Origin of the sequence: Streptococcus mitis (genome assembly GCF_946190115.1) — a bacterium.
GTDB lineage: Bacteria > Bacillota > Bacilli > Lactobacillales > Streptococcaceae > Streptococcus > Streptococcus mitis_CO.
In genome coordinates this window covers 1-292 of the sequence record NZ_CAMHZG010000062.1, presented here as the reverse complement: position 1 = coordinate 292, position 292 = coordinate 1, and the positions used below count along the sequence as shown (strand labels likewise).

Sequence of the window (292 nt, the reverse complement as noted above, 5' to 3'; positions counted from 1 at the left end):
GACGAGCGTCAATTGCTGCTTCTTTAGCTTTAAGTGCATCGTCAATGGCTTTCTTAGCTGCTGGTTTCTTAACTGCTTCTGGATTTACAGCTGCAACTTCATCTACACCTGTTTTCTTAGCTGCGTCTACCGCTGCATTGCTTGGTGCTGCATCAATTGCTTCTTTAGCTTTATCAGCGACATCCTTAGCGGCATCTTTAGCGGCTTTCTTCTCTTCATCAGTTAAATCTGGACGAGCGTCAATTGCTGCTTCTTTAGCTTTAAGTGCATCGTCAATGGCTTTCTTAGCTGC

Annotated in this window: 1 protein-coding gene; it reads right to left on the bottom strand. The window is 44.5% G+C overall.

From position 1 onward, the window contains the following. Window positions 1-292: DUF1542 domain-containing protein (locus tag N8L90_RS09420; protein WP_261025228.1), on the bottom strand; the 292-nt coding region annotated here is incomplete at both ends.